Origin of the sequence: Paenibacillus sp. oral taxon 786 str. D14, from assembly GCF_000159955.1 — a bacterium.
Taxonomy (GTDB): domain Bacteria; phylum Bacillota; class Bacilli; order Paenibacillales; family Paenibacillaceae; genus Fontibacillus; species Fontibacillus phoenicis.
Genome location: NZ_GG695974.1, coordinates 237735 through 264434 on the forward strand (window position 1 = coordinate 237735; position 26700 = coordinate 264434).

The 26700-nt window shown below is 54.1% G+C and carries 26 protein-coding genes; 18 read left to right on the top strand and 8 right to left on the bottom strand.

Features of this window, described 5'->3' with window-relative positions; all coding sequences use genetic code 11:
* Nucleotides 1–14: 14 nt before the first annotated feature.
* Nucleotides 15–2321 carry a helix-turn-helix domain-containing protein gene (locus tag POTG_RS09645; RefSeq protein WP_009224649.1) on the bottom strand — a complete coding sequence of 769 codons (2307 nt, stop codon included), beginning with the start codon at nucleotides 2319–2321 and terminating at the stop codon, nucleotides 15–17.
* A 358-nt stretch (nucleotides 2322–2679) separates the two neighbouring features.
* Here POTG_RS09645 and POTG_RS09650 point away from each other — a divergent pair, with 358 nt between their 5' ends.
* From POTG_RS09650 to POTG_RS09680, 7 genes are all read left to right on the top strand, one after another.
* Nucleotides 2680–3642, top strand: a complete 963-nt coding sequence (locus POTG_RS09650) for an ABC transporter permease (protein ID WP_009224650.1) — start codon at nucleotides 2680–2682, stop codon at nucleotides 3640–3642.
* 18 nt (nucleotides 3643–3660) lie between these two features.
* Entirely contained in the window at nucleotides 3661–4566 is a 906-nt protein-coding gene (locus tag POTG_RS09655) for a carbohydrate ABC transporter permease (protein ID WP_009224651.1), read from the top strand.
* A gap of 41 nt (nucleotides 4567–4607) precedes the next feature.
* On the top strand, nucleotides 4608–6257 hold the full coding sequence (locus tag POTG_RS09660; RefSeq protein ID WP_009224652.1) for an extracellular solute-binding protein: 1650 nt from the start codon (nucleotides 4608–4610) through the stop codon (nucleotides 6255–6257).
* A gap of 60 nt (nucleotides 6258–6317) precedes the next feature.
* Nucleotides 6318–7757, top strand: a complete 1440-nt coding sequence (locus POTG_RS09665; RefSeq protein ID WP_009224653.1) for an alpha-L-fucosidase — start codon at nucleotides 6318–6320, stop codon at nucleotides 7755–7757.
* 280 nt (nucleotides 7758–8037) lie between these two features.
* On the top strand, nucleotides 8038–9084 hold the full coding sequence (locus POTG_RS09670; protein ID WP_085982543.1) for a carbohydrate-binding family 9-like protein: 1047 nt from the start codon (nucleotides 8038–8040) through the stop codon (nucleotides 9082–9084).
* 6 nt (nucleotides 9085–9090) lie between these two features.
* Nucleotides 9091–11718, top strand: coding sequence for a transglutaminase domain-containing protein (locus POTG_RS09675; RefSeq protein WP_036644906.1), 2628 nt, complete (start codon nucleotides 9091–9093; stop codon nucleotides 11716–11718).
* Nucleotides 11719–11780: 62 nt separating this feature from the next.
* The gene (locus POTG_RS09680) at nucleotides 11781–12818 is read left to right on the top strand and encodes a glycoside hydrolase family 18 protein (protein WP_009224656.1); all 1038 of its coding nucleotides are present in this window, start codon (nucleotides 11781–11783) and stop codon (nucleotides 12816–12818) included.
* A gap of 188 nt (nucleotides 12819–13006) precedes the next feature.
* Here POTG_RS09680 and POTG_RS09685 read toward each other — a convergent pair whose 3' ends face one another.
* A complete protein-coding gene (locus POTG_RS09685; protein ID WP_009224657.1) occupies nucleotides 13007–13234 on the bottom strand; it encodes a hypothetical protein in 228 nt (75 codons plus the stop codon).
* A gap of 177 nt (nucleotides 13235–13411) precedes the next feature.
* Between POTG_RS09685 and POTG_RS24755 the strand changes: the two genes are divergently transcribed.
* Together POTG_RS24755 and POTG_RS09695 are read left to right on the top strand one after the other, a co-directional pair.
* Entirely contained in the window at nucleotides 13412–13756 is a 345-nt protein-coding gene (locus tag POTG_RS24755; RefSeq protein ID WP_009224658.1) for a DUF1492 domain-containing protein, read from the top strand.
* The gene (locus tag POTG_RS09695) at nucleotides 13705–13929 is read left to right on the top strand and encodes a hypothetical protein (protein WP_009224659.1); all 225 of its coding nucleotides are present in this window, start codon (nucleotides 13705–13707) and stop codon (nucleotides 13927–13929) included. The genes POTG_RS24755 and POTG_RS09695 overlap by 52 nt, the downstream gene beginning before the upstream one ends.
* Nucleotides 13930–14084: 155 nt before the next feature.
* Here POTG_RS09695 and POTG_RS09700 read toward each other — a convergent pair whose 3' ends face one another.
* The 3 genes from POTG_RS09700 to POTG_RS09710 are packed head-to-tail and all read right to left on the bottom strand — an operon-like array spanning nucleotide 14085 to nucleotide 15708.
* Nucleotides 14085–14678, bottom strand: coding sequence for a DUF4825 domain-containing protein (locus POTG_RS09700; protein WP_009224660.1), 594 nt, complete (start codon nucleotides 14676–14678; stop codon nucleotides 14085–14087).
* Nucleotides 14675–15352, bottom strand: a complete 678-nt coding sequence (locus POTG_RS09705) for a permease prefix domain 1-containing protein (RefSeq protein WP_036644908.1) — start codon at nucleotides 15350–15352, stop codon at nucleotides 14675–14677. The genes POTG_RS09700 and POTG_RS09705 overlap by 4 nt, the downstream gene beginning before the upstream one ends.
* Nucleotides 15349–15708, bottom strand: coding sequence for a PadR family transcriptional regulator (locus tag POTG_RS09710; protein WP_036644910.1), 360 nt, complete (start codon nucleotides 15706–15708; stop codon nucleotides 15349–15351). Before POTG_RS09710 ends, POTG_RS09705 begins: the two co-directional genes overlap by 4 nt.
* Before the next feature lie 225 nt (nucleotides 15709–15933).
* On the opposite strand from POTG_RS09710, the gene POTG_RS24760 reads away from it, so the two are divergent.
* From POTG_RS24760 to POTG_RS09750, 9 genes are all read left to right on the top strand, one after another.
* Nucleotides 15934–16110: a hypothetical protein gene (locus tag POTG_RS24760; protein WP_232282268.1), complete on the top strand. Its 177-nt coding sequence runs from the start codon at nucleotides 15934–15936 to the stop codon at nucleotides 16108–16110.
* Nucleotides 16111–16626 carry a DUF6273 domain-containing protein gene (locus tag POTG_RS09715; protein WP_009224663.1) on the top strand — a complete coding sequence of 172 codons (516 nt, stop codon included), beginning with the start codon at nucleotides 16111–16113 and terminating at the stop codon, nucleotides 16624–16626.
* Between the two features lie 458 nt (nucleotides 16627–17084).
* Nucleotides 17085–18113, top strand: coding sequence for a LacI family DNA-binding transcriptional regulator (locus tag POTG_RS09720; RefSeq protein WP_009224664.1), 1029 nt, complete (start codon nucleotides 17085–17087; stop codon nucleotides 18111–18113).
* A gap of 345 nt (nucleotides 18114–18458) precedes the next feature.
* On the top strand, nucleotides 18459–19877 hold the full coding sequence (locus tag POTG_RS09725; RefSeq protein ID WP_036644912.1) for an ABC transporter substrate-binding protein: 1419 nt from the start codon (nucleotides 18459–18461) through the stop codon (nucleotides 19875–19877).
* A gap of 151 nt (nucleotides 19878–20028) precedes the next feature.
* Nucleotides 20029–21114 (top strand): carbohydrate ABC transporter permease, encoded by a 1086-nt coding sequence (locus tag POTG_RS09730; protein WP_009224666.1) that lies wholly within the window; start codon nucleotides 20029–20031, stop codon nucleotides 21112–21114.
* Nucleotides 21114–22211 (top strand): carbohydrate ABC transporter permease, encoded by a 1098-nt coding sequence (locus POTG_RS09735; protein WP_009224667.1) that lies wholly within the window; start codon nucleotides 21114–21116, stop codon nucleotides 22209–22211. The genes POTG_RS09730 and POTG_RS09735 overlap by 1 nt, the downstream gene beginning before the upstream one ends.
* Nucleotides 22208–22492, top strand: coding sequence for a hypothetical protein (locus tag POTG_RS24765; protein WP_009224668.1), 285 nt, complete (start codon nucleotides 22208–22210; stop codon nucleotides 22490–22492). The genes POTG_RS09735 and POTG_RS24765 overlap by 4 nt, the downstream gene beginning before the upstream one ends.
* Nucleotides 22489–22704 carry a hypothetical protein gene (locus POTG_RS24770; RefSeq protein WP_036644916.1) on the top strand — a complete coding sequence of 72 codons (216 nt, stop codon included), beginning with the start codon at nucleotides 22489–22491 and terminating at the stop codon, nucleotides 22702–22704. The genes POTG_RS24765 and POTG_RS24770 overlap by 4 nt, the downstream gene beginning before the upstream one ends.
* A gap of 262 nt (nucleotides 22705–22966) precedes the next feature.
* On the top strand, nucleotides 22967–23158 hold the full coding sequence (locus POTG_RS09750; protein ID WP_036644918.1) for a hypothetical protein: 192 nt from the start codon (nucleotides 22967–22969) through the stop codon (nucleotides 23156–23158).
* Nucleotides 23159–23293: 135 nt separating this feature from the next.
* Here POTG_RS09750 and POTG_RS09755 read toward each other — a convergent pair whose 3' ends face one another.
* From POTG_RS09755 to POTG_RS09765, 3 genes are read right to left on the bottom strand one after another with little or no spacing between them, the layout of a single operon-like run.
* Nucleotides 23294–24325, bottom strand: coding sequence for a Gfo/Idh/MocA family protein (locus tag POTG_RS09755; protein WP_009224670.1), 1032 nt, complete (start codon nucleotides 24323–24325; stop codon nucleotides 23294–23296).
* Nucleotides 24326–24344: 19 nt separating this feature from the next.
* Complete coding sequence (locus tag POTG_RS09760) at nucleotides 24345–25454, bottom strand: Gfo/Idh/MocA family protein (protein ID WP_009224671.1); 1110 nt, start codon at nucleotides 25452–25454, stop codon at nucleotides 24345–24347.
* Nucleotides 25455–25463: 9 nt separating this feature from the next.
* Nucleotides 25464–26312 carry a sugar phosphate isomerase/epimerase family protein gene (locus POTG_RS09765; RefSeq protein WP_009224672.1) on the bottom strand — a complete coding sequence of 283 codons (849 nt, stop codon included), beginning with the start codon at nucleotides 26310–26312 and terminating at the stop codon, nucleotides 25464–25466.
* Between the last annotated feature and the right edge of the window lie 388 nt (nucleotides 26313–26700).

Below are 26700 nucleotides of genomic sequence, written 5' to 3' on the forward strand. Positions count from 1 at the left end.
CTGGAACCACCGTCTTATCCGACATCGGCCGAGTCCGAAATCGGTGGATTGCTGGATTCCACCTGGGAGTACAGTTTGCGGTACTGGCCCGGAGTTAAACCGGTTTCCTTCTTAAACTTACGGATGAAGTTAGGCGTGTCGAGGTAGCCGACCCGCTGAATAATGTCCTTCAGTGGATCGTTGGTGGACGTCAGATCGTTCATCACCGCCATCATCCGTTTTTGCCAGATGTATTGAACGAAATTGATTCCCATCTGATCTTTGAAGGAGCGGCTGAAATGGGACACCGAAATCGAATATTTGCAGGAGATTGCTTCCAGACTTAACGAGTGATCCATATAATTGCTGTCGATGTAGGCGATAATTCGGTCCATCAGGGAATGCTCTTCCTTGCGTTCGTTATGCAGCGCCAACTCGCAGATCCGCGAAGCAAGGCCAAGGAAATGGCGCTCCAGCTCCTGCAGGGAATTAAACGCATCGGAACTTGGGATTTCGTAGGTCCAATCGCGAATATCCATCTCCATTCCCGTTCGCAGAATTGTATTCAAGATGTCAAAGCTAATGCAGCGCTTCATCTCGACGGATAGCTCCGGATTTTGCAACACCTTCATCGATTCGCCGATCGTTTGGGCGGCCACTTCGTAGCTGCCTTGCTTTAAGCTTTGGGACAGCTTCAGCAACTCGTTCTTAGGCACCCAGGACGTTTCTCCCGGCGCATGGGACAGCTTCTCGAAGAAGGTGATGCTGCCATGCCCGGTAAACATCCGCGATTCAAACGCCGAGCAAGCCTCAATAAACGATTGGTTCAGTTGATCAGGATCGCTGTAATAAGTACCTACACCGATAACCGGGTCGATCCGGAACTGCTCCAGCAGATTGTCGTGGATGCGGTGGACGATCCGGCGGAACTGGTCGGGTCCGGACCAGGAGTCGACCTTGTCAAAGCCAACGATCAGAGCGATTTGTCCGGGTTTAGGCAGCTCCACGCTGTAAAGGCACGCGCCATATTCAGGAATTTCCGCCGCGGCCAGCCGCCCGATCATCGCCTGCCAATCGTGGGTGTTCAGCCGGCTCTTCGCCGCTTCATCCCGGCCGATTACCATGGCGAAATAATGCGCTTTGTTCAGGTTGATCTCCAGCGAGCTTAACAGCTCTGGCATCAGGCTGCGGGCGTTTCCGTATTTCAGCAACATCAATAGAAAATGATTGCGTGCATACGGCTCCTGCAGATCGGCGCGCGAGCTGTATTCCTGCAGCGCCGTACGGATGCGGTCCAGCTCGTTGCCGGTTTTGTGCGGTTTGGCAGCCAGTACGCCGGGCTTCGATTTGGAATCGGCAAACTTGACGAGGTCAAGAATCGGATGAAGCTGACGCCGCGCCAAGATCAGAGCCGCCAAGGTTCCGACGACGGTCAGCACAGCCAGCAGCAGAATCATTAGGCTGCGCAGATGCATCACGCTGTCAAGGAACTGCGAGCTGGGCATCAAGGTGACGTATTCCCAGCCGTTGGTCTCTGACTTGACCGAAACCACGGAATGCGATACCCCGCCTATCTCGATGCTGTGGATTCCTGTTGAAAGCGCAACCAATTGTTGTAAGTCCGATCCCTGAAGCGATTGTTCTTGATTGTTCTTGGAAGCCATGACACGACCGTGGTTATCGAAAATATAAGAAGATCCTTCATAGTTGCCAAGAATTGTATCGATCAGTCGGGTCAATTCCGATTTTGGGATCAAGTACATTAATGTCCCGTGCGGGTTCGGGTTGTTCGGTGTAATCGGAACGAGATAAGCCAAGACCGAATGCTGTATCGTTCCGTTCTGGTTCAGCATCTCGGTGGAGTGAATGACAGGAAACTTGACGGAATTCAGTTCCTCAACCAGTGTAGAGCCTTCCCAGTTCAGAAAATGATAACGTTCGTGAAACACGTCCAGACTTGTCATCCCGGCGGTGGAATAAATCCTCTCATCGCCATGGAAGTAAAGGAACATTTCCCCGATGATCGGGCTGGTCGCCTTGTAATTTTTGAGCGCATTGATCGCCTCTAAGCTGTAATACGGATCATGCACGCGATAACGGGCCAGTTGATCGTCATAAGCAACCCGCGAAGCGATATCGCTGAGCTGCTTAACATGGCTGTCCACGATCGTCTTGGCCTGCGTTAACTGGTTCAAATGGGATTGTTCAATTTCGGAGCGGAGATTGCGGACCGCGCTGTTATAGATGAAGACCGATAACAATGCAAGTGGAACCAGTAGCATGAACAAGTAAGACCAGGTGTATTTTTGAAAAAGCTTAGACTTAAAGTAATTCAGCTTCACGTTACGTCTGCCCCCTCGCCCGCTCTATTTTATTTTTTTATATAAAATGTAAAGGAGTTTGCCGGATAACGCAAGGGAGGAAAGTAGCGGAAGCGGGTGGTAAAAACATGTTATTTTTGCTTGCCGGCGCTTGTTCTCTGGCTTTATTCGGCTTAGATCGCGGCATGAACCGTAAAAAAATACACATTTCCTCCATTTGTTCAGGACAACTAAGTGTTAAGTTTATTTACATGAAAAGATATGAAAATCAATCAATTTGTTAAAATTGCCACGGCGTTTTGTTATCTCGAAGCAAAATGACATATTTACGAAGGCCCGGCGGCCCCATTACACTTCAGAAAAAAAGGAGGAGTCGCCGATGCAGAAAAGCGCACCAACCGCGATCGACACCAGGCCTATAACCCCAATCGCTACCAAAAGTAAACTTAGGACAAAAATCCTCCGGAATTGGCAATTGTACATTTTTATCGCACCTGCATTATTAAGTATTTTGATCTTTAGCTACGTGCCGATGTACGGGATTCAAATCGCTTTTAAAAACTTTATTCCCGTGAACGGAATTTTGGGCAGTCCATGGGTTGGCTTCGATCACTTTGTTCGTTTCTTTAATTCTTATTATTTCTGGGATCTGCTATGGAACACGCTGGGGATCAGCTTATACGGGCTGGCCGTAGGGTTCCCGCTCCCGATTATCCTGGCCTTGGCTTTCAACGAGGTGAAGGACGGCTTCTTTAAACGTACGGTTCAGACCGTAACCTATGCACCGCACTTTATTTCGATGGTCGTAATGGCGGGGATGATCATTACGTTCCTGACGCCTTCAACAGGGATGATCGTGAACTTGATTGAAGCGTTTGGCATCAAGGCTCCTGACTTCTTGTCCGATCCTCGCTGGTTCAAAACGGTGTATGTGCTGTCTGACGTATGGCAAGGAACCGGCTGGGGCACGATCATTTATTTGGCCGCATTAACCGGGGTTGATCCGGGTCTTCATGAAGCAGCTATTTTGGATGGGGCCTCGCGTATGCAGCGGATTCGGTACATCAATATTCCGGCGATTCTGCCCACGATTACCATCCTGATGATTCTGAATATGGGCAGTCTGCTGGGCGTTGGGTTCGAGAAGATCCTGCTGCTGCAAAACCCGCTGAACATGGAATCCTCCGACGTCATCTCGACGTTCGTCTACCGGTCAGGCTTGCTGGATGCGCAGTACAGCTTCTCCACGGCGGTTGGCTTGTTCAACTCGGTTGTTAACGCGATATTGCTTGTCACCGTCAATCAGATCGTTCGGCGCGTCAGTGAAAACAGCCTATGGTAGAAGAAAGGAGTGGGGCATGTGGTATCGGCAATTAAGGAAACTCGGCGGGATCGCATTTTTCTAGCATGCAACTATGCGTTTTTGTTTCTGGCGCTGGTCATCGTCGCATATCCGATTATTTACATCATTAGCGCCTCTGTCAGTACCCCGAAATACGTCTCTTCCGGGGAAATGTGGTTATGGCCGATGGGCCTTACCTTCGAAGGGTATGAACGGGTGTTCCGGGATCCGCAAATCTGGACCGGCTACGGGAACACCATTCTCTATACCGTTGTAGGGACGCTGGTGAATCTGGCGGTGACAATCCCGGCCGCCTATGCGCTTAGCCGCAAAGACTTTGTTGGGCGGAACCTGTTTATGGGGATCTTTATGGTAACGATGTTCTTCAGCGGTGGTTTGGTCCCGACCTATTTGCTCATTAAGGATTTGGGCATGGTCAACACGATGTGGGCTTTGATCCTACCGGGGGCCACCTCCGTTTGGAATCTTATCGTTTGCCGGACGTTTTTTCAGTCCAACATCCCAAAGGAGCTCCAGGAGGCCGCAGAAATCGATGGCTGCAGCAACTTCCGGCTATTTTTCCAAATTGTGCTGCCCTTGTCGACTTCGATTATCGCGGTAATGGCTCTGTTCTTCGGGGTAGGTCACTGGAACAGCTACTTTTCAGCCATGATTTATCTGAATGACGATGCGAAATATCCGCTGCAGCTTGTGCTACGGCAAATTCTTGTCCTGCAGGAGATGTCGGCGCAAACCGGTTCGATCGACGCCGCTACCGCAACTGCCTTAAATAACCGGGCGGAAGTGGCCGCGCTGGTCAAATATGCGGTGATTATTGTAGCGACGCTGCCGGTCATTGTGGTGTATCCTTTCCTGCAACGTTATTTCGTGCAAGGTGTCATGATCGGTTCCGTTAAGGGATGATCTTGCCATACATTCAAAATATTCAAAAGGAGGATTCATTCATGCAGAAGCTGAAAAGACGGGGAGCATTAGCCTTAAGCTTGCTCCTGCTGGCCTCGTTGCTGGCAGCCTGCGGTTCGTCCGGCAATTCGGGCAACACGGCAAGTAATTCGGGAAATGGGGCGAATTCGGGAACGAACGCATCCAATTCCGAACAAGCTGGTGAAGTGAAGGGCGTTAAGAAAGAGGGATTCCCCATCGTCGATGAGCCGCTTACGCTGACGATGTTTGCGCCCGATGCCGGGATGGCTGATTGGAGCACGATGCCCGTAGTCCAAGAGATGGAGAAGCTGTCGGGGATCAAAGTGGAGTTCCAAACGGCTCCTATCGATAGCTTCAGTACGAAGAAAAACCTGGTGTTCGCCAGCGGTGACCTGCCAGATGCGCTGTACGCAGCGGACATTACCCCTGCTGAGCAAGTCACCTATGGCAGCCAAGGGATTCTGATTCCTCTGGAGGATCTGATTGACAACTACGCTCCTAACTTGAAGAAGATCCTCGACGAGAACCCAGACATTCGTAAGAACATCACGACGACGGATGGACATATTTATGCCCTGCCGTTCATCGATACCGCAGCGGTATGGTATCGCGGTCCGATGTGGTATAACGGCAAGTTCTTGAAGGCGTTAAACGCCGAAGAGCCAAAGACCACGGAAGAGCTCTACACCTATCTGAAACGGGTGAAGGAAGAGGATCCGAACGGGAACGGCAAAGCCGACGAAATCCCGCTCTCGTCCGTGAAGCTGGACGATCTGCGGATGTTCTTCTTCGGGTTCTGGGGGATGTATGACACGACCATCTATGCCGATAAGGACGGCAAAGTGCATTATGCGCCGCAAGAAGAAGGTTATAAAGGGTATTTGACCTTTATGAACCGCCTGTGGAAGGAAGAGTTGCTGGATCACGAGACGTTCTCGCAAACCGATGACCAGAAGAAGGCAAAAGGGAAAAATAACCAAATCGCCTTGTTCAGCGATTATCATCCCTATTTCACGCTCGGCGGGGAACCAAGTGATGAGCATCCGCTGATGACGCCGGTAGCGAGTGAAATTGCCGGTACGCCGGTTTACGGCAAGCATCCGGGCATGTCGGCCAACGGGACCTTCGCCATTACGAAGAGCAACCCGAATCCGGCAGCGACGATGCGTTGGATCGATTATCAATACAGCTATGAAGGCGCAACCTTGTGGACGCAAGGTCCGGAAGGACTGTTGTGGCAGTACAAGGACAAAGAGAACAAAGTGAAGGAATGGCTGCCGGTGCCGGATGGCAAAGACCGTGAGGAGTATCGCGGAACGATTACACCAAACTACGGTATTTTGACGCCGGGGGTCAACCTGAGCGAATTGACGAACGGCTTGAAGACAGAATTTGACGAATGGATTGAACAGCAAACCCAAGAGAAGCTGGCTCCGATCGGCAAACCGCCGTTCCCGAACGCCTTCCTGACGACCGATGAGCAATCCGAGGTGTCTGCGTTGCTGTCTGACCTGAATACGTATGTGACGCAAATGGAAGCGAAGTTCGTTACCGGCCAGGAATCGCTTGATAACTGGGATAAATATGTCAGCCAGCTGAAGAAAATGGGCAGCGATCGCATTGCCGAAGTATACCAAGCCGCTTATGACCGTTGGAATCAAGGCAGCTAAGGCAGCTAAGGTAGCTAATACGAACAAATAAATCTATCGGACCGAGATAAGGAGGCATCCATGAGCGAGAAGGAAATCGCGTATCAGGAGCCGTCGGCCGAGCCGCAGAAGGCGCCCTCCGAGGCGCCTTTTGCAGCTGAACCGGCAGTGGAGCAAGGCGTGCACAATTACAGCAGTGAACGGAACTGGGTGAAACCGGAAGATCCGTTCATCCTCGAGCGGCTGGAATGGTTCCAGGATCAGAAGCTGGGCCTGATGATGCACTGGGGGCCATACTCCCAGCTTGGCCTGGTGGAGTCCTGGGCGCTGAGCGATGAGGACGGGGACTGGTCCCGGAACGACATTGACTGGATCGATGACATGGAACAGTTTAAGCAGGAATATTTTGATTTGAATCGTACGTTTCATCCGATCCGCTTTCAGCCCGAATTATGGGCGAAAGCTGCAGCTGATGGCGGGTTCAAGTATTTAACGTTTACGACCAAGCATCATGACGGATTTTGTATGTGGGATACCCATACCACCAACTACCGGATTACCGGGCCGGATTGTCCGTTCCATATGCACCGTTATGCGGATATTTGCCGGGTGCTGTTCGATGCGTTCCGCGCCGAAGGATTGGCGATCTCCGCCTATTTCTCCAAAGCGGACTGGCATACGCCGTATTACTGGGCGCCGGGCATGGAACGGGGCCGCAGAATGTGGCGCGGACCTTCGTACGATCCGAAGCAGTACCCTTGGCTGTGGGAGCAGTTTGTTCAGTTTACCCATGCGCAAATCATGGAGCTGATGACGCGGTATGGCCGCATCGATATGCTGTGGCTGGACGCCGGGTGGGTGAATGCCCGCCGCGGTCAGGACATTCGTCTCGGCGAAGTGGTGGAGAAGGCGCGGCAAATCCAACCTTGGTTGTTGACCGCGGACCGGACGGTCGGCGGGCCGTACGAGAACCTGATCACCCCCGAGCAAACTGTGCCGGAGCGGCCGCTCACCGTCCCTTGGGAGAGCTGCATCACCATGGGGCATTCGTTCTCGTTCAGCTATAACGACAGCTATAAGTCCGTCCGCGAACTGGTGCATCTGCTCGTCGAAATCGTCGCCAAAGGCGGCAATCTTGCGTTAAACGTCGGGCCGCAGCCGGACGGGAGGCTGCCCAAGCCGGCGTTGGAGCGGATGAAAGGGTTAGGCGAGTGGCTGAAGGTGTACGGGGAAGCGATCTACGGGACACGGATCTGCGAGCCGTATGCTTCCGGGAACATTTACTTCACCCGCAAGGGAGAGACAAGATACGCCTTGATGCTGGTGCAAGAGGACACCGAGGCAATTCCGGAGGAAGTGCTTCTGCCGCTATCCGCTTCCGGCATCATCCGGATCGACCTGGTCGGCGGCGCCGAAGCCTTGGACTTCCGACCGTCTTCCGAAGGCGGGGTGGCGGTGCGCCTGCCCGACGCCGCGCGGCAAGGGGAGACGCCGATCGCGTTCGTGCTGCGCATTCGGTGATTCGCGGGGGGCTTTTTGCCTCTCTAGACGCTGCGCGCGCGAGGGAGGGAAGCCGCCTTGCGTGATTTGCGTCGTAACGGACCTGAAAGACCTTATTTGCTGGAAAAGATGTCAATCCACAATGTAACGGACTGGAGAGCCGTTATCCGCTTGGAATGGGCTGAATTGATGGTCCAAACCGCCAAATAAGGTCGACTGGGTCCGTTAGATGCTGATAACTGGGATTTTCATCGAAATAACGGCGCTGAGGTCCGTTAGCGTAAGGAGGGAGAAAACGATGGTGAATTACAGCGAGGTGCCTGAACCTTCAATCGAATTTGCACCCAAAACCTATATCTGCAAGCGGGCCGCCGGGCCGCTTGTCCTGGACGGGCGGATCGACAAGCCGTTCTGGGATGCCGCGGCATGGACCGACGACTTCGTGGATATCGAAGGCGATGTGCGGCCCAAGCCAAGCAAACGGACGCGGGCGAAAATGCTGTGGGATGATGAATACTTCTACGTGGCGGCCGAAATGGAGGAGGACGAAATTTGGGCGACGCTGACGGAGCGGGATTCGGTGATTTTCCATGACAACGACTTTGAAATCTTTATCGATCCAGATGGCGACAGCCACCTATATTATGAATTTGAAATCAACGCGCTGAATACGGTATGGGATTTGCTGTTAGTCAAGCCATACCGGGACGGCGGACCGCCGGTGAATGGCTGGGATATTAATGGGTTGCGCACGGCGGTAGATATCGATGGGAAGTTAAACGATCCGACTGCAAAAAATCGACGGTGGAGCGTGGAGGTGGCCCTCCCGTGGGCCGCGCTGCGCGAATGCGCGCCGGAGGGGCGTCCGCCGCTGCCGGGCGAGTTCTGGCGGGTGAATTTTTCCCGGGTAGAATGGCGTGTGGAGGTGCAAGACGGCCGCTACGTCAAGCAAATCAATCCTGAGACCGGGAAGCCTTATCCCGAGGACAACTGGGTATGGTCCCCGCAAGGAATCATCAACATGCATTATCCCGAGCTGTGGGGTTATGTAGTCTTTGCGGACGAGGGAGCCGATGCGGGCGGCGGATCCGCCGGTTTCCCGCTGCCGCAGGACGAATATATCAAATGGGAGCTGCGCCGACTGTATTATCGCCAGCGGAACTATTATGCCCGTCATGGCCGATTTACGGCGGAGCTTACGGAGCTCGTCAGCGCGGAAGAAAGGGATTCGCTACGCATTCATCCGACGGTCGAGGCCGCGAGAAGAAGATTTGAGATTTCCGCGCCAGCTTCGGACGGCAAGGGAATCTATTATATCCGGGAAGACGGAAAACTGTGGAAGGAGTGAGCGTTGATGAGCGTGGAGACGCCGGTGTTTTCGTTAAGTGAACAGGAGCTGGAGCAGATTGAACGCAAGTTTACGGACATCCGAAAGCTGGCACAGGGCCGGGAGAAGGAATTGTTTGACGTTTTTGACGGCCCTTTAACTGCCGAAGAGGCGTGGGCTTTAAAATTTCTATATGTGCATATGCCGCTAAATGATCTGGCCGATTATGACGGCACGTTTTTCTTGACCCATGTTCGTCAGGCGCTTGCCATCCGTAAGCAGGTACCTTGGGGCGCCCGGGTGCCGGACTACCTGTTCTTGCATTTTGTGCTGCCGGCCAGGGTGAACACCGAGAACCTCGAGGATTTCCGTGAGGTCATTTATGCGGAGTTGGGGCCGCGGACGGCGGGCTTATCGATGGCGGAGGCGATTCTCGAGGCGAATTACTGGTGCCATGAAAAAGCCACCTACATCGGCAGCGACTTGCGCACGCTGTCGCCGATCGGTATGATTCGCAACGCGCGCGGGCGCTGCGGCGAGGAGTCCACGCTGGCGGTTGCGGCGCTGCGCAGCATCGGCATTCCGGCGCGGCAGTGCTACACGCCGCGTTGGGCGCACTGCGACGATAATCACGCGTGGGTCGAGGCTTGGGCTGACGGCAAGTGGCATTATATCGGCGCTTGCGAACCGGAGGCCCGCCTAGACCAGGGGTGGTTCAGCGGTCCGGCACGACGGGCAATGCTGGTGCATACCCGCGTCCCGGCGACCTATTCCGGGCCGGAGGAGATTACCGTCAAGGGCGGCCCGTATGCGGAGCTGAACCTGCTGGCGAATTACGCGCCGACCCGGACGATCGCCGTGGAGGTGCGGGAGGCGGACGGCACGCCGGCGGCTGGGGCAAAGGTGCAGTTCCAGCTGTACAACTATGCCGAGCTCTTCCCGCTGGCCGAGCTGATCACGGATGAGCGGGGCGAAGTCCGGTTCACGACCGGTTACGGCGATCTGATCGTTCGGGCCGTGCGGAACGGGGCTTGGGGGCAGCGGAAGATCCGCATCGCCGATGGCGACCGGTTCGAGATCGTGCTAAGCGGAGCGGTGGCGGAGCAGCCGGCTGGAAGCGAGAACTTCGAGATGGTGCCTCCGCCGGAGCTGGAGGGTCCGGAATCTGAGCCGCTCCCTGCGGAGCAGTTACAGCGGCATGAAGAACGGGTGGCCGAAGGGGCTGCATTGCGCCGTGCTTACGAGGAGACGTTCTTAACGGAGGAGGATGCCAAGCAACTTGCTGCCCAGCTTGGGCTGCCGGCAGACCGGGTATGGAAAGTGCTTGAGCCTGCCCGCGGCAACAGCCGGGAAATCGCCGCTTTCCTGGAGGAGCGCGTCCCGGAACATGGCGAATGGCCGCTGCTTCTGCTCGAAAGCTTGCGGGAGAAAGATTTGACCGATACGATGCGCGAGACGCTGGACGACCACTTGACCGGATCGTTGCCATGGAAGGATTCGTACAACCGGGAGCTGTTCGTGACGTACGTGATGTGCCCGCGTGTGTGGTTTGAGATGATCACCCCTTACCGGAAGGCGCTTCAGAATCAATTTACCGAAGCGGAGATCAAATCTTATCAAGCCGATCCTTCCCGGATTGCTGAGTTCCTGAATGAAGGCTGGAAAGTGCATGAGGGACCGGGGAACCTGCGCGGCAAAGCAGGACCCCTGGGCACATTCCAGCTGCGGATTGCGGACCAAGGAGCGCTGGACATTCTGTTCGTCGCGTTATGCCGGAGTCTCGGCATTCCGGCAAGGCTGCATCCAAGCGAGCTGAAGCCGCAGTATTATGCGGCTGGTACTTGGGTGGATGCGGCAATCGGAAGCGTACGAGAAGGACAGGCGGAAGCCGAGGGCCGCGCCGGCCAATTGCTGCTTCGACGCGAAGCGAATGGCGGAACCGACGCACCAAACGCCTCTTATATGGAGAACTTCACGATCGCCCGGCTGGAAAATGGGTTCTATAAAACGCTGCTGTACCCGCACGGCAAAACCGATGTGTACGATACGGCGTTTGATGTTGAGCCGGGGGATTACCGGATCACATCGGGCGTACGGCTGAAGGACGGTACCGTGCTGGGACGGTTCACGTACTTCCGGGTGGTGGAGCAAGAGCAGACCGAGGTTACGCTGACCTTTCCAGCTCCATCACGGCATATCCCGGTGTACGGGACACCTGATCCCAAAACGCCGCTATGGCAAGCAGACGGGACGGAGACAACGCTGGGGGCGTTATGCCAAGGGCCACGCGGCGCGATGATCGCTTGGCTGGTGCCGGAACGGGAGCCGTCGAAGCATCTGCTGCGTGAAACAGGAGAGCTCGCGGAAACGTTTGACGTCTTGGGGATCCCGGTTATTTTTGTCCTTGGGCGTGAAGAGGACTCACCGGCTCCCGTCGTCCCTGAAGCCGCTGCCCGCTTGCCGAAAGGCGCGGTATTCGCCGGCGATCCGGGTCACATTGCGCTACGCCGGTTCACGGACGCCGGCATCCAGTTAGGGAGCGGAGGGTTCCCGCACCTATTTGTCCTGGACCATGAAGGGAACGTCCGTTACGTGCAATCGGGTTATAAGCCGGGAAGCGGCAAGGAAGCACTCCAGATTTTAAGCGATTTGTAGCTGTGTACGACGACAACTCAGGTTTGCGCGAGTAGCCGCGCAAGCAAAGGGAGGAGCACCAAATGAGCCGGAACTATGTGGTGGCGGGATACGTTAGCGACCGCCACCTCCCTGAACTGACGAAGGAAGAGCTGAAGAAGCTGACCCATATCAATATCGCCTTTGGCCATGTGCGAGAGGACCGGATTCAAACGGGACATTTGCAAAACTTGGGCCTGCTGCCCGAACTCAAACGGGAGAATCCTGACTTGACGGTCCTGCTGTCCGTAGGCGGCTGGAGCGCCGGCGGCTTCTCGGAGGCCGCTTCAACGGAAGCCGGGCGGCAGGCAATGGCCGAGTCGGCGGTCCGCGCCGTCACGGAATATGCGCTTGACGGGGTCGACCTGGATTGGGAGTATCCCTGCTATGCCGAGGCGGGGATTGCTGCCAGCCCGGACGACAAGGCGAATTTCACGCTGCTGCTGCGGACGATGAGAGAGGCGCTGGATCGGCAAGGCGAACGGGATGGCCGCCATTATGGGCTGACAATCGCCGCTGGGGCGGACCAATATTACATTGACGGTACGGAGATGGCTGAGGTCCAGCGTTACCTTGATTTCGTCCAGCTGATGACGTACGACATGCGCGGCGGCTTCCAGACGTTGACCGGGCATCACACCAACCTGTACACAGGAACCGGGGACCTGTTCCGCATCAGCGTTGACGCCTCGGTGAACCTGTATATTCAGGCCGGGGTGCCCAAGGAGAAAATCGTCATCGGCGCAGCGTTTTATTCACGCATGTGGAAGGACGTACCAAACGTGAATCGCGGGCTGTATCAAATGTCTCCCGGCCCGGGTGGGTACGGCCCGGACTTTACTGCATTAGCCGCCGAGTATATCGACCGCAACGGATTTGTCCGTTACTGGGATGAGGAGGCGAAAGCGCCGTATCTGTTTGACGGCCAAACGTTTATCTCCTATGACGATGAAGCATCGATCCGCTGTAAATGCGATTACGTCAAGGCGCAAGAACTGGCCGGGGTGATGTTCTGGGAGTATGGCTGCGATCGGACGCACCGGCTGCTTGATGCACTGTACCAAGGGTTAAAATCACCGTAAGGAACAATCTTAAACTTTCCTAGCCCACAAAAAGCCTCATGCTTCGCCAACCTTGAACCAAAGGGATAGCGAGCAGCATGGGGCTTTTTGTTATGACATCAATCGTTCTAACTTTGCCGGGCCCGTCATAGATATAAATAGGGCTGTTTTTACCCGCATCTGCGGTACAACCTTAGGCCTGAGGATTTTCACAGTTTCCTAGATTCTTTGCTGCCGGAGGCTCCTGAGGTCTGCCGATCTTCGCCCAGAATATCATCCAGCCGCTGCACTTCTTCGGAGAGAGCCTGCAAGGAAGCTTCGATGTTGCCCAATTTATCGCCAACGGTTTGCAGCACATATTTGATCAGGATGAAGCAAAGTGTGACGGGAAAGCCAACATTAGCAACCAACGACACAATATCTGCAACCTGCATCATGGGTACCTCCTTGAACTTTTTTCGGGCCCTTCACTATATGGGGAAAAAAGTTTGTCATGGTACAACCAAAATATAGAAAAAATGTTATAATCATTACTACTTATATAATTATGGTTGTATAACCCCCTTAAAAATTTCCCTATACATAGAAGATGAAAATGAAAGGGGGAGGTAGTTTTGAAGGAACAACATACCGTGTACGAGCAATATCGGAAAGAAGTTTATCGTATTGCATGGAGGGTTCAATACAGAGCGAGAGTCGTCAGAAAACGGGAATGTTCATTCAATGGAGTCGAGCCGGCCGTAACCTGCTTCACCTCATCTTCTGATAATAAAATTGTTGTAAGACAGCTGATCAATGCGCTTCCTTCTACGACGGGAAAAACGATCATCTCCAAAATCTATCTACAGGACAAAACGGAGGGGGAAGTCGCCCGCGAGTTGAATATGAGTCAGCAAGGGGTGAACAAATGGAAACGAAAGATGATCAAAGAGTTGTCCCGGATGATGAAGAGTTCCTGAGTTTGCTTCAGAAAGCAAGGGATAACGATCCCGATGCGACGTTAAAGTTAATCGAGCTGTTTAAAGGCGATATTGTGCATATAAGCAAGTATATTCATATGTCCGAAGAGGACGCCGTTTCCGACATCATTCTCGAGTTTCTGGAGATGATTAAGAGGCGGGAGGAGAAGTAATTGACATGCAAAAAAAGTCGGTCAGGAAGTTCATTCCTGATCGACTTTTTTAAATTTTTTGATGAATCCGGTTGTAAATGCGGTTTTTGATTTTCCCTTAGAGATGAGTGCGGTAAAGGGGCTTTATCAGATAAAAGCGTTGGGAGAAGGAAGCGTTAAACGGATAGAGTCTCGGTCTCATGGAAAAGCTCCTGGAACGCTCGCCACGCGTAATCCCGATCTGTCAGCTTGTTTTGCACCGCAGCTTGCCAAGCGGCATGGTCGGTGGTTAAAGACGAAAACTGATCTACGCCGTACCAGTCTAGCAGTTCTTCACGCGTTACACGGTAGGCCGCCGAACCTTCGTTAAAAATCACGGCCTCCAGGTTATCGATATAAGCAAAAGCGGCCGTGGCGCTGTATAAATACGCTCGATCGCGATCGACATCCGCCATCGGCACCGAAGAATCCAGATTCACTTGCACGGTGAACACGTCCGGATCAAGGGCAAAAGAACGAATCGGTCCCAGGGGGAGCGAAAGGAAGAGGCCCGAAACTTTAGAAGCATTGCCCATGTAAGGTGTCGCAAAAGAGGCCGTACGGGTGATGTCATGGGTCAGCGGATTGTTTTGCGCTTCGTTGTAGAGCGCCCCCTGCTTATCCTGGCGCGGTAGCGCCACGCCTTCCACCACGCCCAAGCAGACGAATCCGGCAAGGAGCAGGGCGAAAATTCCGATGTTCCAACGTTTGAAGGTTTGTCTCGTCGTCATGCTTCCCAATCACCTACTTCATGTTTTGTCAGCAACGAAGCGCTCAGCTGGAACGCCAGCGGAATCCCAATCGTGAGAAACGGCTTGGCGTATTGGATGCCCAGTAGCGCAAACTGATAAGGACCGCCGATCTTCACTTGATAGCCAAACCAGATATTGCTCCCGAACCGGAGGGCCGTAATCGCGAGCAGGGTGACAAGAATGAACAGCCCCCACAGCAGCCACACGATCCGGCTTCGCCGCCGGGCCGCCGCGATATGTCGCGGAGCCGTTACTTCAAGCGCTTGGCCGCGCCACGTTAAATGCAGCACGAGATAAAAGAGGCCAAGAACTAGGACGAAGCCCAGAAGGAAGAAACTTAACGGCGTGCGTTCGATCAAACGTAATGGAATAGTGAAGATCCACAGAATGATGGCTAAAAACAGCATCTTTTGCATCCATTCCAAACGATAGCGGTTTACATAGATCAGCGGGTGTTCGTCGATCAGCCCGTCGATGCGGGTGAGGCTGGATGTTGCCGTCCGGACGGCTTGTTCGTAATCCATTCCGCCAGCCATGAGATCGGCGACTTTGGCTTCCAGATTACCGATGATTTCCTCTTTCATCTCACGGTTTCGTCCGGTTGCCGGGTAGCCGGCAAATAAACGATCCACGTGGTTTTGCAACGAATTCATGATGGGGATCCCTCCTGTTTCTCGATCAGAACGTCGATGATCTCGCGGGAAAATTTCCATGCCGCCAAATTGGCTTTGTAAACCTCGGCTCCCGCAGGGGTGACATGGTAATATTTGCGCCGCCCGCCCAAACTGCGATCTTCCCCCCAATAGGATTCGATCAGCTTCTGGGCCTCCAATCGCTTTAAGCTGGTGTAGAGCGACGGCTCTTTCAATTCGTAACGTCCTTGGCTAATGGAGGAGATGGATTTCATGATCTCATACCCGTAGTTATCTCCCTCCTCCAGCAGCACCCGAAGAATAATCGTATCGATGTGGCCGCGGATCAAATCCCGGCTGATGGCGCTGTCGTTCACTTTGTTCACCTCTTTTGAAACAATGTAATACATATTACTATGTGTGTCAATGTAGTTGATGCTTGGTTACTTTGTCACTAGATCGCTAAGTCAGTAAGTTACTAGATCACTAGATCCTATGGTCGCTTGTTATTGGCCGAAGAAGAAGTCTCATCGATTAGTTGTTGCGGCCCCCCTGGGAACTTGTTGTAAAATAGATAGACTGAAGAAGAGGAGGGGAGTCTTATGGATGGTAACCATCAACCTGCTTCTATGCCGCTCCATCATGCGATTCATCCGGGGGAACGGATGACCTTCGGCTCGTACCCCCATTCAGCCGATGGGACGGTACAGCCGATGGGACGGTACAGCCGATCGTATGGCGGATTCTCCAAAATTCAGGCAACGAGTTGTTTCTGTTGAGTGAAGAGATTTTGGACTGCAAGCTTTTATCACGGGAAAAGCGCGGATGTTTCGTGGCGGGATGCCGTAGACATCATCTGGCGCGACTGCGATTTGCGGCAGTGGTTAAACGAGGAGTTTTTCGCTGCTGCCTTTAGCCCGGAAGAGCAAGCGTTGATCGAGCCGGCTTATTGCACAGATAACGGGGAAGGCTGCCCCGATACGGAGGACAACGTGTTTCTGCTGAGTGTAGCGGAGGTGAAGGCATTCACCGCAAGCCTTGGCAAGGACTGGCTGACCGCCGTAGGGACGGATTATGCGAAATTGAAGAAGCCCGACGGCTGCAGCCTTTATGTCTATGACAAGGGCGAGGAAGTCAATTATGTGCTGCGAAACGGTCAGAAGATGGGCTGTTCCTGGTGGTGGCTGCGCACGCAGGGCAATTTACCTTCGCGCGCCCATTTTATCGGTACGGGATGCAGCATCCGCAGCTATCAACGTCAGTCTGGCAAGGGATGGCGTGCGGCCAGCAATTAAGTTGAGTTATGTTTAATGAATGGATTTAACGGAACGTACAGCCCTTATTTCGCATGGAAGCAGCTGGTCGGAACTTTTAACGGAATCAGATGACGTTATTTGGCTCGAATAGGCTAGAGCGAGGTTGATTTACGTCCAATAACGGCCTTACGTTCCGTTAGAACGGGAAATCTCGCGGGAAATGGACTTTAGCGTCATCTGGTTCCGTTAGAGCAAGAACGAGGTATATCGTCTGGCCCCCAGTCAGTCCGTTTACGCTGCATTTGAACTTCTTAGGTAGGGAAATGCCAATGGGGGAGTGCTTACGAGTAGCCGGACTCAAAGGGATAAAGGTGAGAAAGGGGGCGGACGGGCTAGGGTCACCCCTAGGATTATAAGCGCTTCAAAAAAATCTTGTCATCAAAAAAATCCCTTGTTATAATCGCATTGAAAAGCTTTTCAAATCGAGGATACAAACGATGAACAAAAACAAAAGCAAACCAACGATCCGTGATGTTGCTAAAAAGGCGGGGGTCTCCATCAGTACGGTCTCGCGCGTCATGAACGCGCCGGGTACGGTGGTGGAGAGCAAGCGAAAGCGCGTGCTGGAGGCGATTCAGGAACTGAACTACCAGCCGAACGCGTTCGCCCGCGGACTGATTTACAAGAAGTCTTTTACCTTAGGATTGTTGATTCCCGATATTGAGAACATGTATTACGCGGGAATGATCCGGGGAATGCAGGATGCCTGCAACAAGCTGGGGTACAGCCTGATGATCTGCAACACGGACCGTGATAAGGAGCGGATGTTGTCGTATATCGATACGTTTCATGAGAAGCAGGTGGACGGGATCGTATTTGCGAGCGACAAAATGTTTCCGGAGTATTACGAGAAACTGATTGGTTGCCGCATCCCCTGTGTCATGGTGTCGTCCCATTCGGACGACTACGATATTCCGTGCGTCGAAGTCGACGACGAGGCGGCAGCTTATGACGCAGCCGTTTACCTGATCGAGCTTGGTCATCGCCAAATCGGTATGATTGGCTTCAATCACGACAATTCCATTTCAGGCCCGCCGCGATTCGCCGGGTTTGTTCGGGCCATGAAGGAATACGGACTGACATCGAATATCGAAAACGTGAAATTTGCCAGTCACTATTTTGAGCATGCGTATCAGGCGGCACATGAGCTGTTTACCGAGCATCCTGATTTGACCGCGGTGTTTTGCGTTGCCGACGAATTTGCCATGGGGACGATTTCGTATCTTCGGGATCGGCACATTCTTGTCCCGGGGCAGGTGTCCGTCATCGGCTTTGACAACCACCGCATGGCCAGCATGTATATTCCTAAGCTGACCACGATATCCCAACCCATCTATGATCTAGGCCACCGTGCTGCAGAGAAGCTGCATGAGCTGCTGACGACCGGGAGCGTGGCGGTGCCCAGAGAGATCCTCCAACACAAGCTGGTCGTAAGGGAATCCTCACGGGAAAGAACCATGGTGTAGCCAAGTAATAACACACACAACGCAATACAACACATACATCGCAATACAACATACACAACGTAACACACATCGTAACACAACACACGCAATGTAACACAACTCACACATTCCAACACTCACCACGAACCATTTGAATCGTATTCTGAAAAGCTTTTCAAAAAAGCGGAACATTCCGGCTGGGTAGGTCATACACTTATACCGAATTGAAAACGGATACAGGCCTATATTTATCGTCGCCTGCTGCTGAAAAGCTTGATTAAGGAGGTGATTCGCCGGAATCGAATAAAGGTCGTCTGACCTACAGATGGTTGTTCCTAAATCATATCGAAGGGGATGAAAGGGTCAATGAAAAAAAGATCAAAATGGACTTCCTTATTGCTCGTTAGCGGGTTATCGTTCACACTTCTCCTCAGCGCCTGCGGAGGAGGGAACAATGCGGCAAATAATGAACCGGCGGCTCCGGCTAATACGGGAACCACGGAACAGAACACAAATGATACCGCCGCAACCAATAACACTTCCACCGGCTCTCCGCTGGAGTTGGCGTTGAAAGGTGAATATAAAGGGACGAAAGTTACGATGTTTGGTCCGTTCGTAGATGCTGACCAAGTGAAATTCGAAACCAGCATCAAAGAGTTCGAGGAGAAAACAGGCATCGACATTCAATACGAAGGCTCCAAAGAGTTCGAAGCGACCATTAACGTCCGTGTAGACGGCGGTAACGCCCCCGACATCGCGGACTTCCCGCAACCGGGTCTGCTGGCTGCCGTTGCCAAGACCGGTAAGGTCATCGATCTGACCAACATACTCGACCAGGAGAAGCTGAAGGCGAACTACAACCAAAGCTGGCTTGACATGGCGACGATGGAAGATAAGGACGGCAATAAAATCATGGCGGGCATTTGGAACCGCAGTAACGTAAAGAGCTTGGTATGGTATCCGAAGAAGCAATTTGAGGAAGCGGGTTATACCATTCCGCAAACTTGGGATGAGCTGATGGCGCTGACGGAGCAAATCGCCAAGGACGGCGACACGGCTTGGGGGATCGGTATCGAAAGCGGCGCGGCAACAGGCTGGCCGGCTACCGACTGGGTAGAAGACATCATGCTCCGCACGACCTCGCCGGAAAACTATGATAAATGGGTTAGCGGTGAACTGCCGTTCACTTCCCCTGAAGTGAAGCATGCTGTTGAAGTAATGTCGGAAATCTGGATGAATCCGGATTACGTGTATGGCGGAACGAAATCGATCGTAACGACAGCATTTGGGGATTCGGCGTTGCCGATGTTCGACAACCCGCCGAAGATTTGGCTGCATCGTCAAGGTAACTTTATCACCAGCTTCTTCCCGGAAACGGCGAAGGTCGATGAAGACTACGACTGGTTCTACCTGCCGCCGATCGACGAGCAATACGGGAAGCCGGTGCTGGTAGCCGGCGATATCTACGCGATGTTCAACGATCGTCCTGAAGTTCGTGCGGTTATGGAATTCTTTACGACAGGCGAATCGATCAAATCGTGGGTACAATCCGGCGGCGTGATCGCTCCGATGAACGATGCTTCGCTTGACTGGTATACTTCTGAGGCCGATCGTCGTATGGCTCAGCTCGTGCAGGATGCGACCACGCTGCGGTTTGACGGCTCTGACCTGATGCCGGGTAAAGTAGGTGCCGGTACCTTCTGGAAAGGCATGACCGACTACGTGAGCGGTACGTCCACACTGGATGAAGCGTTGGCGCAAATTCAGGAAGGCTGGAATAACTAAGCCCGATTCTGGATCTGCGGCATAAACGATAACTAAAGCACCGCGGAGGGGCACGCGAGCCGAAACGTGGGTTCCGGCACACACGCCCCTTCCTTTTTCATCAATCCAACCGGTTCAGGAAGTAACGCTTACAAAACATTTAGGAGGGGTCATGATGAGTTCAGAGGCCAAGCGAATCGTCAGCCTGAGGGCCGTGCTCTTCACCCTGATCGTCCTGGTCGCGAATGCCGCCGGACACGGCCTGATCTTCCGCTTTTTCCGCGACTCGACGCTGAATCCGCTGCTGACTGCGATCTTCGCTGTTATATGGGGCGTGCTCGGCGTGTATTTACTTTTCTATACCTTTAACTGGGCGGTGGAGCAGTATCCGGAGCAGGTGCGGCGGAAGGTGTTGCCGTATATTTTCATCGGTCCGGCCGTGATTTTGCTGGGATGGCTGCTGGTGCTGCCTGCCGTACGGACGTTGTACTTGAGCTTCTTTAACGCCTCGTCGGAGAAATTCGTTGGGCTCGCCAACTATGCGGCGATCTTCACCGATAAGCTGATGGGAACGGCGCTGCGCAACAACCTGCTGTGGGTGTTCCTCGGCACGCTTGCTTGCGTCACGCTTGGGCTGCTGATTGCCATCCTCGCCGACCGCAGCAGCTACGAGAAAATCGCCAAGTCGATTATCTTTATGCCGATGGCGATCTCGTTTGTGGCGGCGGGCGTCATCTGGAAGTTTGTTTATTATTATCAGCCCGGCGACCAGCAAATCGGTCTGTTTAATGCCATCGTCACCGCTCTAGGCGGTGAAGCGCAAGCCTGGACCAGCATGCTGCAGCCGTGGAACAACCTGTTTCTGATCTTAATTCTGATCTGGATGCAAACCGGGTTCGCCATGGTCATTTTCTCCGCGGCGATCAAAGGGGTTCCAGAGGATATTTTGGAAGCGGCACGTGTGGACGGGGCCGGTGAGATCAAAATCTTCTTCCGCATTATCATCCCGTATATCTCGGTGACAATCCTGACGGTGACGACGACGATCATTGTGTTTACGCTCAAAATTTTCGACGTGGTCATGGTCATGACTGGCGGACAATACGGGACGGAAGTGGTGGCCACGCAGTTCTATCGGCAATTCTTCATGTACCGTAATTTCGGGTACGGGTCCACGCTGGCGATCGTCTTGCTGATTGCCGTAACGCCGGTCATCTTCTTTAATCTGCGGCAGATCCGCAAGCAGGGGGGATTCTAATGGCGGGCACGAAATTGCATAAACGCAAACGCGGCAAAACGGTAGTTAACCTCGTTCTCGGTCTCATCTGCTTATTGTGGCTCATCCCGACACTGGGGCTGCTGATCTCTTCTTTCCGGCCGGCGGCAGACATTTTGCAAACCGGTTGGTGGAACGTGTTCCCGCACAAGGCATGGACGAACGCGGAGACGATTCAGCTTTCCAAAGATATCGATTTGCGTGAACCGATTGAAGTGAACGGGGAAACCTACAGCGACGATGAACTGAAAGCCGGGGTTGTGAAAGACGGACAACGGATGATCTGGGAAAATCGCCGGGCCCGCACGATCCACGTCCAGGAGCAGGGCTGGGAGTTCAAGCCGGCGCTGACGCTGGAGAATTATAAGAACGTGCTGTCCGGTAAGGAATATAAGCTGAAGCTCGCCGATGGCAGCGAATCGATTCAGAAAGGGACCGGGTTGTCTCAGGCGTTCTGGAACACGCTAACGATCGCCGTTCCGGCAACGGTGATTCCGGTGCTGATCGCTTCGTTTGCCGCTTATGCCTTCGCCTGGCTGCGGTTCCCTGGCCGCAAAACGCTGTTTGTGGTGATCATCGCGATGCTGGTCATTCCGCTGCAGGTTGCGCTCATCCCGGTGTTGAAGGACTATACGGCGCTGGGTCTGAACGGCAGCTATTTGGGGATCTGGTTGGCGCATACGGCCTTTGGTTTGCCGCTCGTCACGTACTTTATGTATAACTTCATCAGCCAACTGCCCAAGGATTTGTTTGAGTCGGCCTTTATCGATGGGGCGAGCCATTTTACGATTTTCTCCCGGCTGATCCTGCCGTTGTCGGTGCCGGCGCTCGCTTCGATCAGTATCTTCCAGTTCCTGTGGGTCTGGAACGATTACCTGGTATCGCTGATCTTCATCGGCAACCAGCCAAGCGTACAGGTGATGTCGATGAAAATCGCCGATCTCGTGGGTTCGAGAGGCAACGACTGGCATTTGCTGACGTCCGCCGCGTTTATTTCGATGCTGATGCCGCTCGCGATCTTCTTCCTCCTGCAGAAGTACTTTGTTAGAGGGCTGATGGGAGGCTCGGTGAAAGGATGAACGAGCAGCCTTATGAACATTCGGCGGACCTGTCGCTGAGCAAATTCATTAGCGTTCATACGACCCGGGATACCCGGGAGGAAGAGCTGCGGATGCGAAGCGAAGAAGTGCTGCGCTTGGCCGAGAGCCGCGGCTTTGACGGGCTGGCTGAGGAGCAGCACGCTTACCTGGACGCGTTCTGGAGCCGCGCCGACGTGGAAACTGCCAGCGATCCGCGCTCCAGCAGGGGCTGCGGTTTAATGCGTTTGGCCTGCTGCAGTCGGCTGGACGCGACGGCATGACCAGCATGGCCGCGAAGGGGCTCATCGGCGAAGGGTACGAAGGGCATTATTTCTGGGATACCGAAATGTACGTGCTGCCCTTCTTTACCTTTACGACGCCAGAGATCGGCCGAGCCTTGCTGGAGTTCCGCTACCGCACGCTGGAGCAAGCGCGGCAGCGGGCGAAGAGAACTCCGCCTATTTCCCGGCGGGCACCTGGTCAGCTAACGTAGCGTCAACTCTACCGATTGGATTCGCCATTTTTATCTATAAAGCCGCTGGCGTGTGGAACGCCGTGAACAAAAGCGACCCCTTTGCATAAAACAAAGGTGGCCGCTTTTATTTTGTGAGGAAGAAGGGAGGAAAAAAGAACTTAAGGTGTTTTGTACCCTTACGCGGCTGCAACTGCGGCGTTATGATAGGGAAGGATCAAGCAGGAAGTGTTTATCCAATTATGGAGATCTTTAACTAATGACGAAAAGGAGGTGGAGCACGATGTATCTGAACGACTTGGACGTTGCCAAACAGTATATTCGGGATCTTCGCCAGGAGCTGGACCGGTGTTTGCTGGCTGAGCAAATCCGGCGCAGGGAGCGGGAGAAGTCAAAGCGTGAGCGGTCTAAAGTACCCATAGGCTTCAACTCGGTACTGGTTACCATCCTCACCAGGATGAGAAAACGGCTGTAACCTCGGCCATCCCCTCTGGTATGTTCCCCGATACAAGAAAGACCGCCCCTCGTAAGGAACGGTCCTTCGCTTCGCAACGATTTTCCATTTTCCGTTTGTTTATGTCGTAAGTTCCCGGTTCTCAGTATCTAGTGTTTATCTGGATTTCCGCGTCCGAGAGGATTGATACAACTCATCGATGAGCCGCAGCGTTTTGAGGCCTTCTTCGCCGTCAATCGCAAAGCGAGTTCCTGTTCGGACGCGGTCATAAAAGTCGGCGATTAACAACTGATGGCTGGAGCCCCAGTAGGATTTGCCGATGATTTGTCCTGCGTCGTTAAGGTTCGCCGGCGGTTCGCAGACCAGGCTTTCCCGACCGTCCCGGGTCAAATACAGGCAATCGTCCCGCTGACGCAGCGTGCCGCCTTCAAACACCAGTTCCAGTTCAACTGGGGTGTTGGTGAGGTACGCATTGGTGGCGTAAAACAACCCGTGAACTTCGTCCGCAAACCGGAGGCTGGCATGCGCCGTATCCTCCACCTCGATCACGTCGCCAAGGGCGTCGGCAGTGACGCTCCCCTGGACGGAGAGGACTTCGCCGCCGAACCATTGGAGCAGGTCAAGCGTATGGATCGCTTGATTGATCAGTACGCCGCCGCCTTCCGTCGACCAGCGGCCCCGCCATGGGCTGTCGGTATAATAAGCTTCGTCCCGGTGCCAGGTGACGATGCCTTTCAGGCAGATGAGCCGGCCCAGCGTTTTCGATTCCAGGAATTCGCGGATTTTTCGGGATGAGTCGTTATACCGATTCTGAAAAACAACCCCCAGCTGTGCCTCGCTGCGCCGAGCTTCTGCCACCAGGTTCTCCGCCGCTTTGAGGTCATGTGCGAGCGGTTTTTCCGTCAGCACATGTTTGCCGGCACGGAGCAGCTGCGTCGCCATCTCCGCATGCAGGTGATGGGGCGTACAGAGGTGGACGACTTGAATATCGTCACGATCCAGCAAGGTCAGGTAATCGCTGGCCGCTTCGCAGGAATACGCCGCTGCGGCCTGCTCTGCCTTGGCGGCATCGCTGTCGACGACCACTTTCAGCTTCACGCCGTCCAGTTGCTGCACAGCCCCGGCATGCAGCGGAAAAATCGCTCCGCAGCCGATAATCGCCGCGCCGATCGGTTCTTGCATCGTCATCGTAAGGTCCCTTCCTGTCCTAGTAAGTTGGGGTGACGCGAAGTGCCTGCTGCTGAGCTTTTAGACACAGCTCTGCGGCTTTGAAGGCGTGCTCCTGGGTCATGGCGTTTTCCGTGCGGTTCAGGCAATCCAGAATCAGCTCGCCAAAGAACGGATAGCCCACCTGCCCGCGTACGGCAAAATGCTGCTCCCCGTCCTGATTCACCAGGTAGACATGGTCGCCCTCCGCATCCCGGGCGAGGTCGACGTATTTGCGCAGCTCAATATACCCTTCGGTGCCCAAAATGAACGTCCGTCCGTCTCCCCAGGTGCTGAGTCCGTCCGGCGTAAACCAGTCCACGCGGAAATATTGCGTCGCCCCGTTATCTCCAACCAACGTCGCGTCGCCGAAGTCCTCCAGCTCGGGGTATTCGGGATGATGATAGTTGGCTACCTTGCTGTGCAGCACTTGGGCATCCTTGCACCCAGTATAGAACAGAAACTGCTCGATTTGATGACTGCCGATGTCGCAGAGAATACCGCCGTATTTTTCCTTCTGAAAAAACCACTCCGGCCGGGAACCCGCATTCAGCCGGTGCGGACCAAACTCGGTCACCTGCAGCACGCGCCCGATCGCCCCTTGCTGAACGAGCTGACCGGCATACACGGCGGATTCCACGTGCAGGCGTTCGCTGTAATAGACCATATATTTGCGTCCGGTTTCGAGTACCTTCTGACGCGCAGCTTCCAGCTGGTCCAGACGGGTGAACGGCGTCTTGTCGGTAAAATAATCCTTCCCGGCGTCCATCACCCTAAGCCCCAGCGGACCGCGCTCCGACGGCACCGCCGCTGCAGCGACGAGCCGCACCTCGGGGTCGGAGAGCACTTGATCCAGGCTGTCTGCCCGGGCGGCTTGCGGGTACTGCTCCACGAACGCCTGGACTTTGGCCGGGTCGGGATCATATACCCACTTCAAGGTCGCTCCGGCTTCGACCAGGCCGCCGGTCATGCCGTAAATATGCCCGTGGTCGAGGTGCACCGCAGCAAATATAAATTCGCCGGGTTTCACGACGGCATGGGGACGTCCCTTCGGCGCATAGTTCATTCCGTCCTTCGCTTGAAAAGAGGGCTTCTGTTGTTGTGCATCCATCGTATCGCCTTACATCCTTTCGTGGATAAATTCGGCAAATTGGCGGAGCATTTCTTTCGAGCCGTAGTGGCCGCTGAAATCCTCGATCCCCAGGTAGCCGTCGTAGCCGACGGATTTCAGGTCCCGGAGCAGGCGGCTGTAATCGATCACGCCGTCCGCCAGAGGCGACCACTCGCAGCGCCAGGCTGCGGTGCCGTCCTCGCGCGTACCGGTCTGCGACCAGGCGGCGTTTTTGACGTGGACATGTGCGAGATAGGGGCCCAGCAGCTCAAGTCCCATTTTGAATTGCTCATACCCTTCGTGCACCATGTTGCCCGGATCGTACAGGACGCCGATCTGATCGGGATCGCAGTGGCTGACGAGCCGATGGGCCAGGCTGGCGCTGGGCGCGATCGTCAGATGATGCGTTTCCACGACCCCTTTGACGCCGTATTGCTTGGCCAGGCGCTCTGCTTCCTTCAGATAGCGCACCGTTTTGTCGTACAGCTCAGGATAGGGGGTGGTGCCGTCATATCCGGCCGCGCCGACGCGGATCATTTTGGCGCCGAGCAGGCGGGCGACGGAGAATACGTGCTCCGTTTCCTCCAGATCCAGCGAGTTCAAATAAGGCGTGATGCTGGCGACCTCAAGCCCTTCGGCTTCGGTGATGCGTTTGAAGCGGAGCAGCTGCTCTTCAGAGGAAGACGGGTCGATCGAGCACAGATTGTTGCGCCAGTACGATGGCTTTTCACCAGCGACTTCGGCGGGAACTTCCTTGAAACGCCACTCCACGCCGTGGAGCCCGGCTTCGCGAGCGGCCTGCACCAACTCCTCCGGCGTCAAATCCGGGGTGGATACGGTAAATACGGACAATTTCATGGGCTATCGCTCCTCTTTGAAATCCTTAATGCTTACTCGTGTGCTAGACTAACGGCTCAATTTTCAATAAAGGTAAAAAATGGCCTTATTTTGCAAGGTTTGAGCGGATACGGAGAAATAAGGGACTTTTTTGTCCTTATTTTGAATGGGAAGCGTGCGAAACGGGCCAAACTTGCGTGTTTCCGGAAAATAAGGCCCAAATTTCCCCTTATTTCGGCTCAACGGGCTGATTTGGAGCAAATAGAGGAAAAAAAGTCCGCTATTTGCTCGGAAGGCAGCCTGTGGGCAGGTCACCCGCCGCTAGAGTGCGTGCCGGCCACGTCCCATGGCGCTTCTGTGCCGCAGAGTGCGTGCCAGCCACGTCCCATGACGCTCCTGTGCCGCTTTA